Raw genomic sequence first — 12,648 nt, 5'->3', positions numbered from 1 at the left:
AACTAAAAAAACAAATTATAGAGATGAAAGTAACCATAGACGGTCAAAGTATAGACGTAGAGCCAGGAACAACGATCCTGCAGGCTGCACGTATGATTGGTGGAGATTTGGTACCGCCAGCCATGTGCTATTACTCAAAATTAAAAGGGAGCGGCGGAAAATGTCGTTGTTGTTTAGTTGAAGTTTCTAAAGGTAGTGAAGCTGACCCAAGACCAATGCCAAAATTAATGGCATCTTGCGTAACAGGATGTATGGACGGAATGGAAGTAAACAGTAAATCTTCTGCAAGGGTTACCGAAGCACGTAAATCTGTTACAGAATTCTTGCTGATTAACCACCCATTAGACTGTCCTATTTGTGATCAGGCTGGTGAATGTGATCTTCAAAACTTAAGTTTTGAGCACGGAAACCCAAAATCACGTTTTATTGAAGAAAAAAGAACATTTGAACCAGAAGATATTGGTCCAAATATTCAACTGCATATGAACCGTTGTATTTTATGCCAAAGATGTGTACAAGTTGCAGATCAATTGACAGACAACAGAGTTCACGGAGTATTAGATCGTGGTGACCATGCTAATATTTCAACCGGAATCTCTAAAGCAATCGACAATGAATTCTCTGGAAACATGATTGACGTTTGTCCGGTTGGTGCTTTAACAGACAAAACTTTCCGCTTTAAATCAAGAGTTTGGTTTAATAAACCTTATAACGCACACAGAGAATGTACAACTCCAGGATGCTGTGGTAAAACTACAGTTTGGATGTTTGGTGGTGAAATTCAACGTGTAACGGGTCGTAAAGACGAGTATCATGAAGTTGAAGAATTTATTTGCAACAGCTGTCGTTTTGATCATAAAAATGTTTCGGACTGGGTTATTGAAGGACCAAGAGAATTTGAAAAAGATTCTGTTATCAACCAAAATAACTACATTCAAAAACTAGAAAAAGTTGAAATTGATACTGAAAAGAATATTCTTTTAGGCCGCGATATCGACCGTAAAAAAATTAGTATGGCAGCAATTCCATTAACTACTAATGATAAAAATTCTTAAGAAATGGAAAGTGCATTTATTATAGAAAAAAGTGTTGTTATTGTTGTCGTTTTTGCGGTAACAATGATTATGGCCATGTATTCTACCTGGGCTGAACGTAAAGTTGCAGCTTTCCTTCAGGATCGTGTTGGACCAAACCGTGCAGGCTGGGGAGGTTTATTACAGCCACTTGCAGATGGTATGAAACTATTCTCTAAAGAAGAATTTTTTCCAAACACACCAAACAGATTTTTATTTATTGTAGGTCCGGCAATTGCAATGAGCACTGCTTTAATGACAAGTGCCGTAATTCCATGGGGAGACAAACTTCACCTTTTCGGAAAAGACATTTACCTGCAGGCTACCGATGTTAATATTGCTTTATTATACATATTTGGAGTTCTTTCTGTTGGCGTTTACGGAATTATGATTGGTGGATGGGCTTCTAATAATAAATTCTCATTAATGGGTGCTGTTCGTGCAGCTTCTCAAATGGTCTCTTATGAAATTGCAATGGGATTATCGATGATTGCTCTATTGATGATGACCGGAACAATGAGTTTAAAAGAAATTTCATTACAGCAGTCAGGCATGAACTGGAATGTTTTTTATCAGCCTTTATCCTTTTTAATTTTCTTAATTTGCTCATTTGCAGAAACTAACAGAACCCCGTTTGACTTAGCAGAATGTGAAAACGAATTAATTGGAGGTTACCATACAGAATATTCTTCCATGAAAATGGGATTCTATTTGTTTGCTGAATATGCAAGTATGTTTATCTCTGCTACTATTATTTCTGTATTATTTTTTGGAGGTTACAACTATCCGGGCATGCAATGGATGGTAGATAATGTTGGAGTAAACACAGCTAATCTTTTAGGAATTGCAGTATTATTTGTGAAAATATGTTTCTTCATATTCTTTTATATGTGGGTACGCTGGACTATTCCAAGATTCAGATATGACCAATTAATGAACTTAGGCTGGAGAATTTTAATTCCACTTTCGATTATTAATATTATGATTACGGGTGTTGTTATTTTAAGACACGATATCGCAGCAGCTTTAGGATTTTAAGAACTGTAATCGGAACAGTCCCGATAGGTATCGGGATTCAAATAAAAAATAAAATAGATTTTGAATTTGACTAACCTCAAATTGTAAATCATAAATCATAGATTAAAAAATGTCAATAGAAACTATATCATTATCGGGTAGAAAAAAAGTGGTCTCTAATAAAGAGATGACTTTTTTGGAACGATTGTATCTTGTGGCGATTGTAAAAGGTCTTGCTATTACGCTTAAACACCTTTTTAGAAAAAAAATTACGATTCATTATCCGGAACAGGTTCGTGAAATGAGTCCGGTTTATCGTGGCCAGCACATGCTTAAACGTGATGAGCAAGGTCGTGAAAACTGTACTGCCTGCGGATTATGTGCTTTATCATGTCCGGCAGAAGCAATCACAATGAAAGCTGCCGAGCGCAAACCAGATGAGAAACATTTATACAGAGAAGAAAAATATGCTTCGATTTATGAAATCAATATGCTTCGTTGTATTTTCTGTGGTTTATGTGAAGAGGCCTGCCCTAAAGATGCTATTTACTTGACAACATCTAAAGTATTAGTTCCTGCTAACTATGAGAGAGAAGATTTCATCTTTGGAAAAGACAAATTAGTGATGCCTTTAGAAATGGCTATTAAAAATTCACAACTTAATAACGCTAACTAATGATACATATTCCTGATTTCGCAAACGCAACTCCTGTAGGTGTTATATTTTGTATTTTAGCGTTTATTACGGTAATAACTGCTTTTTTAACCATTTTTAGCCGAAACCCAATTCATTCAGCAATTTACTTAGTGATTTGTTTCTTCTCTATTGCCGGTCATTATTTATTACTAAACTCTCAATTTTTAGCAATTGTACATATAATAGTATATTCCGGAGCAATTATGATTTTGTTCCTGTTTACGATTATGTTAATGAATCTTAACGAGCAAAAAGATGTTCACCGCCCTCGAATTACACGTTTAGGAGCAATCGTTTCTTTTTGTTTGATTTGTATCGTTTTAATCGCAATTTTCATCAACTCTAAACCAATTGTTGGCGATTATGATTCGACCGGTGAAGATTTCCAATCTATTAAAGTATTGGGTAAAATATTATTGAACGAGTATATGGTGCCTTTTGAATTTGCTTCGATTTTACTTTTGGTTGCGATGATTGGAACTGTATTATTGTCTAAAAAAGAAAAATTAAAAAAATAATGGGTAATATATTAAATCAAATAGGTATTGAAAATTACATCTTTTTAAGTGTTGTACTTTTTTGTATTGGTGTTTTTGGTGTATTGTACAGACGAAATTCAATTATCGTTTTCATGTCTATCGAAATCATGCTGAATGCAGTAAACCTTTTATTTGTAGCTTTTTCAACTTATCATCAAGATGCACAAGGACAAGTTTTTGTATTCTTTTCGATGGCAGTTGCTGCTGCCGAAGTTGCGGTAGGATTAGCGATTTTGGTTTCTATTTTTAGAAACATTGGCTCAATTAGTATCGATAATTTAAAAAACTTAAAAGGATAAAATAGAAATGGATACCAATTTAGCTTTAGTTTTAGTTTTAGCTCCTTTTTTAGGATTTTTAATCAATGTTTTCTTTGGGAAAAGCTTAGGAAAAACAGTTTCCGGAATTATCGGAACTGCGGCCGTAGCTGTCTCTTTTATAGTTACGCTTGTACTTTTTAATCAAATAACTTCAACTGGAAAAGGAATTGAAGTTACTTTATTTGACTGGATTCAAATTAGCAATCTAAAAATCAATCTTGGATTTTTATTAGATCAATTATCTGTTCTTTGGTTACTTTTCGTAACCGGAATTGGATCGTTGATTCACTTATACTCTATCAATTACATGCACGATGATGAGAATATGCATAAATTCTTTGCCTATTTAAATCTGTTTGTGTTCTTTATGATCACACTTGTAATTGGAAGCAACTTATTAGTTTTATTTATCGGTTGGGAAGGTGTCGGACTTTGCTCTTATTTACTTATCGGATTTTGGCATAAAAACCAGGATTACAATGATGCAGCAAAAAAAGCTTTTATTATGAACAGAATTGGAGATTTAGGTCTTTTAATTGGTATGTTCATCATTGGGTCAATGTTCTCAACTTTAGATTATACAACTTTAAAAACTGCAATTGCCGGAACGGCAGATTTGAATTTACCATTACTTTCCTTAGCTGCTTTATGTTTATTCATTGGGGCTTGTGGTAAGTCAGCTCAAATTCCGTTGTACACGTGGTTACCAGATGCAATGGCAGGACCAACTCCTGTTTCTGCTTTAATTCACGCTGCTACGATGGTAACAGCCGGTATTTTTATGGTAACGAGATTGAACTTTGTTTTTGATCTTGCAACAGATGTACAAACTGTAATTGCCATTATTGGAGCAATAACTTCATTAGTTGCAGCTACAATTGGATTAGTACAAACTGATATTAAAAAAGTATTAGCTTATTCTACCGTTTCTCAATTAGGATTAATGTTCCTGGCATTAGGATTTGGAGCTTACGAAGTAGCTGTATTCCACGTTATCACACACGCTTTCTTTAAAGCTTGTTTATTCTTAGGATCTGGTTCTGTAATTCACGGTTTACACGGTGAGCAGGATATGCGCAAAATGGGTGGATTGCGTAAAGCAATGCCAATTACTTTCTGGACCATGTTGATTTCTTCATTGGCTATTTCAGGGGTACCGTTTTTCTCAGGTTTCTTCTCAAAAGATGAAATTTTACTGACTGCTTTCCACCACAGTATTCCATTATATGCTGTTGGATCTATTGCTTCAATCATGACGGCTTTCTATATGTTTAGATTGATGTTCTTAACTTTCTTTAAAGATTTTAGAGGAACTGAAGAACAAAAACACCATTTACATGAAAGCGGTGCTTTAATTACTTTCCCTTTAATCATTTTAGCAATTCTTGCCACTTTTGGAGGATTAATCAGTTTACCTGGAAACAGCTGGTTAAATGAATATTTAGCTCCTCTTTTCACAAAAGTTGCTGGCGAAGAGCATCATTTAGGTGCAACAGAATATACTTTGATGGGAGTTGCCGTTTTAGGCGGATTATTAGGAATTTTAATTGCTTACATCAAATACTTTAAACAAGATAATGTTCCTGAAGCAGATGAAAATATTACAGGCTTAACAAAAGTATTGTACAACAAATATTATGTAGATGAAATTTACGATGCAATATTTGTGCGTACTGTAAATGCATTATCAAGATTCTTTAGAGACAATATTGAAACCGGCTTATCTGCACTTGTTTTCGCATTAGGAAAAATAACAAATGAATTAGCTTTTCAAGGTAAAAAACTGCAGACTGGAAGTATCGGATTATATCTATTTGCTTTCGTTTTAGGTCTTTGCGCGATTGTTTCTTATATATTTTTAGCTCAATAATTTTATAACTATGAACGTTTCTCTTATATTAATTATTCTTTTAGTTGGTGCATTTATCACCTATTTTGCTGGTGACAAACTCGCTTCAAAAGTAGCTTTGTTCTTTAGTTTGGCAGCTTTAGGCTGTTCGGTTGTATTGTTAAACCATTTTAATGCTGGAGAAAACATCAGCCTTATTAATGCGTGGATCACACAGCCTAAAATTTCGTTTGCGCTAAATGCTGACGGGTTAGCTCTTGCAATGCTTTTATTGACAACGGCATTAACTCCAATTATTATATTCTCTTCTTTTGGAAATGAATATAAAAACGCTAAAGGTTTCTATGCACTAATTTTATTTATGGCTTTTGCAATGACGGGAACTTTTCTTGCTGCAGATGGTCTTTTATATTATATTTTCTGGGAGCTAGCTCTTATTCCTATTTACTTTATTGCTCTTATTTGGGGTAACGGAGATGCTGAAGAACGCAGAAAAGCAGTGGTTAAATTTTTCATTTATACACTTGCAGGTTCTTTATTTATGTTAGTTGCTTTCATTTATTTATATCAAAAAGCAGGCAGTTTCTTAATTGAGGATTTATACAAATTAGATTTATCAGCTAATGAGCAGTTTTGGATTTTCCTTGCTTTCTTTTTGGCTTATGCTATTAAAATTCCAATTATTCCTTTCCACACATGGCAGGCAAATGTATACCAAAAAGCACCAACTGTTGGAACTATGCTTTTATCTGGTATCATGCTTAAAATGGGATTATACAGTGTTATTCGCTGGCAGCTGCCAATTGCACCACTTGCTGCAAAAGAATACATGAACATTTTTATTGCTTTAGGAATTGCAGGAGTTATCTACGGTTCTATCGTAGCTTTAAGACAAAAAGATTTAAAGAAATTACTAGCCTATTCATCTCTTGCTCACGTTGGATTAATTGCTGCCGGAACTTATACACTTACAATTGATGGTTTCCGCGGGGCGGTATTACAAATGATTGCTCACGGTTTTGTGGTAGTTGGATTATTTTACGCTGCAGAAATTATCTACAGAAGATTTGAAACGAGAAATATTGAAGAGTTAGGCGGTATTCGTACACAATCTCCAAAATTTACTTCTATGTTTTTAATTTTGGTACTGGCTTCTGTCGCTTTACCAACTACGTTTAACTTCATTGGAGAATTCACAGTATTATATAGTCTTTCTCAAATCAATATCTGGTTTGCTGTATTAGGCGGCACAACGATTATTCTGGGAGCTTACTATATGCTTAAAATGTTTCAAAGCGTGATGCTTGGTGAAACAAATTCAAAAACTTTTGCAGATGTTTCTGTTAACGAAGGAATTTCTATGGTTGCAATTATTGCTGTATTAATATTCTTTGGATTTTATCCAAAACCAATTACAGATTTGATTACTCCAAGTTTAGAAACGATTTTAAACGTTATCAATAAAAATTAAGATTTTAGAATGATGATTAACGATTTTTGATTTCAGATTTTCGAAAATTGAAAAGTTAAACATTAAAAAAATAAAAATATATTTTAAATAAAATAAATTAGGGCGTTTTAGATTTCCTAAATCAAAAAAACAAAAATGAATACATTAATAGCTATAACAGGATTGGGTATTTTCTGCCTATTGTTTGAAATTCTAAATTTTAGAAAAGGCATTGTTCCGTTTACCATTTTAGGTTTATTGGGTGTCTTGGCGCTTAATTATTATGAATTTGGAACAACAGCAAGTTATTACAATAACATGATTACGGTAAGTAAATTTTCGACTGCCTTTTCTTCATTGTTCATTATTCTAACCATTTTCCTTGTAGCATTAAGTCATAATTTTTACGAAAATCACCAGACTAAAATTTCTGATTATATTGCCATAAAAGTATTTTTATTAGCTGGAGCCGTTGCAATGGTTTCTTTTGGAAACCTAGCTATGTTTTTCCTTGGAATCGAAATTTTATCAATCGCACTATATGTTCTTGCGGCGAGCGATCGTTTGAATATTAAAAGTAATGAAGCAGGTATGAAATATTTCCTAATGGGATCTTTCGCATCAGGAATTATATTATTTGGAATTTGCTTGATTTACGGTGCAATGGGAACTTTTGATATTGCGGAAATTCACGAAAGTTCTTTATCTGCTGAGCTGCCAATCTGGTTTCCTATCGGAATGATTTTGATGACTATTGGAATGTTCTTTAAAGTTGCTGCTGTACCATTTCACTTTTGGGCACCAGACGTTTACGAAGGTTCTCCGGCCTTAACAACTGCTTTAATGAGTACACTGGCAAAAGTTGTGGCAATTGCAACTCTTTATAAATTAGTTTCCGGATTAAATTTAATTCCTTCATTAGAAAACCAGGATCTTTTAGGCACCTTTGAAAATATCATTCTTATCATTTCAATTGCTTCTATGACGGTTGGAAATATAATGGCTCTTCGTCAGGTAAATGTAAAACGTATGCTGGCATTCTCCGGAATCTCACACGCAGGTTTCATGTTAATGACATTCTTAACTATCGCTACTTCTGCAGGAGTTCTATTATATTATACTGCTGCCTATGCCTTGGCTGGTATAGCTGCATTTAGTGTGATTTTATATGTTTGCAAAAATCAGGATAATGAAGATATTACGAATTTTCATGGTTTAGGAAAAACAAATCCGTTATTGGCTGCAATATTGACTGGCTCATTGTTATCAATGGCTGGTATTCCAATTTTCTCAGGATTCTTTGCAAAATTATTCTTGTTTGATCAGGCACTTCATGCTGGTTATGTAGCTATTGTAATTGTTGCTGTAATTAACTCTATCATAAGTGTAGGTTATTATTTCAAATTAATTTTGGCAATGTATTCTAAAGAGCCGAATGAAGAACGCACAGGAAAACCATTTCTTATTTATGCTGTTGCAATTATTTCTATTGCTTTAAACATAGCTTTAGGTTTATTCCCTTCTTTAGTTTTAGATTTATTGAATTAAAAATTTCATAATAAAATATACAAATCCATCAAGAGTTTCTTTTGATGGATTTTTTGTTTTTTACAGCTGTTTTTCAAAAGAAAATTTCATATTAAAAATTTAGGCTAAGCCTGCAGACTTCGAAAAAACTCCATATATTTGAGGTCAATCAAAATGTATTTAAAACTATGGCCTTCAATTCAAAAAATCCATTTTTAAGCGACAAGCGTTTTTCTTCAAATGCTGTTTCGAGAGCTGGAGAAACGCATCAAGCACAGATCATTGACTATAATCAGGAAATGACTTTGTCTGGTACGATCAACAAGACAGCTATTTTATTTTTATTATTATGCGCCGGGGCAATCATAACCTGGTGGATGTTTTTTCAGGAAATGAACATAATGGTTCCTGCTATCGGTGGCGCTATTGTTGGTTTTATCTTGGTTATTGTATCTGCTTTTAAACCGCAATACTCTCAGTATTTAGCTCCCGGTTATGCTTTCTTTGAGGGATTATTCATAGGAGGAATTTCTGCAATTTTTGAAGCGATGTATCCTGGAATAGTCATTAACGCTGTAGGAGCAACATTAGTTACTTTCTTGGTTTGCCTTGGTTTATATAAATTTAAAATTGTAAAAGTTACAGAGCAATTTAAATCAGTAGTTATTGCGGCTACTTTAGCAATTGCTACTTACTATTTGATTTCATGGATCGCTTCACTGATTTTTAATTTTAGCCCTGTTCACCACGGAAATTCTATGATGAGTATTGGTATCAGCGTTTTTGTAATCATCATTGCTGCTTTGAATTTATTCTTAGATTTCGATCAAATTGAAAAAGGAGTACAACAAAGAATGCCAAAATTTATGGAATGGTATGGAGCTATGGGATTAATGGTAACATTGGTTTGGCTGTATATTGAATTTCTAAGATTGCTATCTAAATTCGCAAGTAGAGATTAAATTTCTTCTATATAAATAAGAAAGCCTTTTTGAATTTCAAGAAGGCTTTTTTTTTGCTCAAAACTTTGATAGAACCGAAAATTTTGTTTTATAAAACAGATAATTGATGAATATTTTAAAATTTCACAAAAACAGCAAAAAAGAACATAAAAACAACAATTAAGAAATGTTTACTTTTTTGTAAGTAAAAAAGTCAGCAAAATCGATGCTTTTGAGCAAAACCACAATTATGTAATAAATTACAATTTGTGCAATTTATTACATTTTAACTAAATTAAGTAAATTATTTTTTTCATATATATTTTTTTAAGCACTAAAAACTGAGAATATAGAAATTTTGTATAATTATGTGTAATCGATTACAATTAACTTGTATTGAGAATCACAAAAAACCACAAAAACTATTATTAATGTCTAACTTAAACAATTATGAAAAAAAACCTACTTTTTCTGACTATGTTTTTACTCACACTTCAAACATGGTCGCAGCAAATTAACGAAGCAAGCGGATGGCTTGAATCTGTTTTTGTAAAATGGCAGCCGGTAAGTAATGCCCAAACTTATAATGTATATTTTACCGGAGGAGGAATTGTTGATCAAAAAATTGACAACGAACTTATTAGAAGTTATGGCTCGTATTTTCGTGCTGATATTCCGGGATTAAAAGCCGGATCTTACACCGTAAAAATCAAACCTGTTATTTCGGGAGTTGAAGGAACTGGAACCACAACCAGTTCATTAACCGTTAAAGCTCACGACCGATCTGGATTTGCTTTTGCCAACTCCCGTGTTCCCGGAGCTTATAATGCAGATGGAACCCCTAAAAGCAACGCTTCAATTATTTACATTACACAGCAAACAAAAAATACCGTTTCGCTTACTGTAACAGGAGCATCGGTAAATCCTTGTGTTGGTTTGCAGACGATTCTTGATGCTTACAAAAAAGGGAAAGAAACCAAACCTTTGATTATTCGAATGGTGGGACAAATCACCGATTTGAGCTATATGATGGGTGGTGATCTTGTAATTGAAAATAACAACAATGCGCAAAGTTATATCACATTAGAAGGAATCGGAAACGACGCAACAGCCGATGGATGGGGAATTAGAGTTAAAAATGCATCCAACATCGAAATTCGAAATATCGGAGTTATGAATGTAGACAGTTCCGAAGGTGATAATATTGGACTGCAGCAGGATAATGATTACGTTTGGGTTCACAACTGTGATTTCTTTTATGGAAAACCTGGCAGCGATGCTGATCAAATAAAAGGAGATGGAGCCTTGGATTGCAAAAAATCAACCTATGTAACCTTTTCGTACAATCACTTTTGGGATTCAGGAAAAAGTAATCTTTTAGGTTTAAGTGAAGGAACAACTGCAGGTTTATATATTACATATCACCACAATTGGTACGACCATTCCGATTCCCGCCATCCAAGAATACGTTATTATTCAGCTCACGTCTACAACAATTATTATGACGGAAATTCCAAATATGGCGTAGGATCTACATTGGGCTCCTCTGTATTTGTAGAAGCAAATTTTTTCAGAAATTGTAAATATCCAATGCTTACTTCAATGCAGGGAACAGATGTTTATAATGGTGCTGCCGGAACATTTTCTAGTGAAGATGGAGGTACGATTAAAGCGTTCAACAATACTATGAGCGGTCAAAATCGTTTTGTTGGGTATAATGCTTCAACCAATCCTGTTGAATTCGATGCTTATATCGCATCAACCAGAAACGAAACTATCAGCAGCAGTATCACATCAAAAAAAGGGGCCAAAACATACAATAATTTTGACACGAATTCCAGTGTAATGTATGCCTATACGCCTGAAACTCCGGAAAACGCAAAAACAACTGTAATGCAATATGCGGGACGTATTTCTGGCGGAGATTTTCAATGGACATTCAACAACGCCGTTGATGATACTGCCGATGGTGTAAATACTGGTTTAAGAGATGCACTAAATGCTTACCAGACAAGTTTAGTTTCTGTACAAGGCGGTACAAATCCTCCTGCCGGAAATCAAACTTTAACTTCAACTTCTAATAACAATCAAACCGTAACAAGCGGTACTGCTATTGCAACTATTGTTTTTACCTGGGGAGGAGATGCAACAGATGCAACAGTGACAGGCTTACCAGCTTCTGGATTAACGTTTGTTAAAAACAGTTCGGCAAAAACAATTACGATTACCGGAACTCCAACTGCAACAGTAAACTATTCTATTGCCACAACGGGTTCTTCAGGAACCCCTGCAACAGGCTCCGGAACAATTACCGTTAATGCTGCAGGAACTCAAACTTTAACTTCAACTAATAATAACAGCCAAACTGTAGCCAGTGGAACGGCCATAAATGCAATTGTATTTACCTGGGGAGGAACAGCCACAGATGCCACTGTAACAGGATTACCGGCTTCTGGAATCAGTTTTGTGAAAAACACTTCGGCCAAAACAATTACGATTACCGGAACACCAACTGCAACAGTTTCTTATTCAATCGCCACAACGGGAACAGGAACTGCAGCTACAAGTTCAGGGACAATTACAGTAACAACCGGAAATCCTGCAGGAAACGAAATACACAACTTTACAACATCAGGAAAAGATAGTGATTTCTATACCATAACGGGGAATCTTTCTACCACAAAAGGAACGGTTACTTATAATGGTTTCACCCTGACACAATGTTTAAAAATAGAATCATCAACAAATATTTCATTTACAACTTCGCAATCAAGTACTTTAACTCTGGTTTTTGTTGAAGCAGCAGCAACTATTAAAGTTGATAATGTAGATAGAGTTGCCACTAACGGAATTGTAACGGTAACACTATCTTCAGGAAATCATACCATTACCAAAAAAGATACTGCTAATTTATTTTATATGAGTACGGCGTATAATAGCGGCACGCTTAGAGTTGCTCAAACAGAAACCTTAATCGAAACAGACAGTTCTAAACCATTTTTATATCCACATCCGGCATCTGGCACCTTGTATTTATCAGATATAAACCAGAAAGTAGAAAAGGTAATGATTTATAATGTTTTGGGGATTTTGGTAAAAACATCTCAAAAAGGAAATGAAGCAATCGATTTAAGCAATCTAACTACAGGAACTTATTTAGCCAAGATTTTTACATCCAATGGCTCCTTCAACCAGACAATTGTAAAACAATAAGCATTTAGAATGTTTTGTAAAA

The 12,648-nt window shown here is 34.4% G+C and carries 10 protein-coding genes; all 10 read left to right on the top strand.

The annotated features are described in order from the left end of the window. Nucleotides 1-23: 23 nt before the first annotated feature. Nucleotides 24-1,055, top strand: a complete 1,032-nt coding sequence (locus BKM63_RS07150; RefSeq protein ID WP_071635931.1) for a 2Fe-2S iron-sulfur cluster-binding protein — start codon at nucleotides 24-26, stop codon at nucleotides 1,053-1,055. Nucleotides 1,056-1,058: 3 nt separating this feature from the next. Next, nucleotides 1,059-2,111 (top strand): NADH-quinone oxidoreductase subunit NuoH, encoded by a 1,053-nt coding sequence (gene nuoH / locus BKM63_RS07145; protein ID WP_071635930.1) that lies wholly within the window; start codon nucleotides 1,059-1,061, stop codon nucleotides 2,109-2,111. 109 nt (nucleotides 2,112-2,220) lie between these two features. Further along, entirely contained in the window at nucleotides 2,221-2,766 is a 546-nt protein-coding gene (locus tag BKM63_RS07140; protein WP_071635929.1) for a NuoI/complex I 23 kDa subunit family protein, read from the top strand. After that, nucleotides 2,766-3,305, top strand: a complete 540-nt coding sequence (locus BKM63_RS07135) for an NADH-quinone oxidoreductase subunit J family protein (protein ID WP_071635928.1) — start codon at nucleotides 2,766-2,768, stop codon at nucleotides 3,303-3,305. Before BKM63_RS07140 ends, BKM63_RS07135 begins: the two co-directional genes overlap by 1 nt. Then, nucleotides 3,305-3,625, top strand: a complete 321-nt coding sequence (nuoK, locus tag BKM63_RS07130; RefSeq protein ID WP_012023318.1) for an NADH-quinone oxidoreductase subunit NuoK — start codon at nucleotides 3,305-3,307, stop codon at nucleotides 3,623-3,625. The genes BKM63_RS07135 and nuoK overlap by 1 nt, the downstream gene beginning before the upstream one ends. A 7-nt stretch (nucleotides 3,626-3,632) precedes the next feature. After that, nucleotides 3,633-5,516 carry an NADH-quinone oxidoreductase subunit L gene (gene nuoL, locus BKM63_RS07125; protein WP_071635927.1) on the top strand — a complete coding sequence of 628 codons (1,884 nt, stop codon included), beginning with the start codon at nucleotides 3,633-3,635 and terminating at the stop codon, nucleotides 5,514-5,516. A 10-nt stretch (nucleotides 5,517-5,526) separates the two neighbouring features. Continuing rightward, a complete protein-coding gene (locus BKM63_RS07120) occupies nucleotides 5,527-6,966 on the top strand; it encodes a complex I subunit 4 family protein (protein ID WP_071635926.1) in 1,440 nt (479 codons plus the stop codon). A gap of 135 nt (nucleotides 6,967-7,101) precedes the next feature. Next, nucleotides 7,102-8,493 carry an NADH-quinone oxidoreductase subunit N gene (locus BKM63_RS07115; protein ID WP_071635925.1) on the top strand — a complete coding sequence of 464 codons (1,392 nt, stop codon included), beginning with the start codon at nucleotides 7,102-7,104 and terminating at the stop codon, nucleotides 8,491-8,493. Between the two features lie 167 nt (nucleotides 8,494-8,660). Then, nucleotides 8,661-9,434: a Bax inhibitor-1/YccA family protein gene (locus tag BKM63_RS07110; RefSeq protein WP_071635924.1), complete on the top strand. Its 774-nt coding sequence runs from the start codon at nucleotides 8,661-8,663 to the stop codon at nucleotides 9,432-9,434. Between the two features lie 429 nt (nucleotides 9,435-9,863). Continuing rightward, a complete protein-coding gene (locus BKM63_RS07105; protein WP_071635923.1) occupies nucleotides 9,864-12,626 on the top strand; it encodes a T9SS type A sorting domain-containing protein in 2,763 nt (920 codons plus the stop codon). The last annotated feature ends 22 nt before the right edge of the window (nucleotides 12,627-12,648 follow it).

The sequence above is a fragment of the Flavobacterium johnsoniae genome (genome assembly GCF_001879205.1).
GTDB classification, from domain to species: Bacteria; Bacteroidota; Bacteroidia; order Flavobacteriales; family Flavobacteriaceae; genus Flavobacterium; species Flavobacterium johnsoniae_A.
Note: the sequence above shows the minus strand (reverse complement) of the source record. Positions and strands in the feature narration are given on the sequence as shown.

Excerpts from the sequence above, each read along its gene's own strand:
- BKM63_RS07150 (WP_071635931.1), top strand. The coding sequence starts at position 24 with ATGAAAGTAACCATAGACGGTCAAAGTATAGACGTAGAGCCAGGAACA.
- nuoH (WP_071635930.1), top strand. The coding sequence starts at position 1,059 with ATGGAAAGTGCATTTATTATAGAAAAAAGTGTTGTTATTGTTGTCGTT.
- BKM63_RS07140 (WP_071635929.1), top strand. The coding sequence starts at position 2,221 with ATGTCAATAGAAACTATATCATTATCGGGTAGAAAAAAAGTGGTCTCT.
- BKM63_RS07135 (WP_071635928.1), top strand. The coding sequence starts at position 2,766 with ATGATACATATTCCTGATTTCGCAAACGCAACTCCTGTAGGTGTTATA.
- nuoK (WP_012023318.1), top strand. The coding sequence starts at position 3,305 with ATGGGTAATATATTAAATCAAATAGGTATTGAAAATTACATCTTTTTA.
- nuoL (WP_071635927.1), top strand. The coding sequence starts at position 3,633 with ATGGATACCAATTTAGCTTTAGTTTTAGTTTTAGCTCCTTTTTTAGGA.
- BKM63_RS07120 (WP_071635926.1), top strand. The coding sequence starts at position 5,527 with ATGAACGTTTCTCTTATATTAATTATTCTTTTAGTTGGTGCATTTATC.
- BKM63_RS07115 (WP_071635925.1), top strand. The coding sequence starts at position 7,102 with ATGAATACATTAATAGCTATAACAGGATTGGGTATTTTCTGCCTATTG.
- BKM63_RS07110 (WP_071635924.1), top strand. The coding sequence starts at position 8,661 with ATGGCCTTCAATTCAAAAAATCCATTTTTAAGCGACAAGCGTTTTTCT.
- BKM63_RS07105 (WP_071635923.1), top strand. The coding sequence starts at position 9,864 with ATGAAAAAAAACCTACTTTTTCTGACTATGTTTTTACTCACACTTCAA.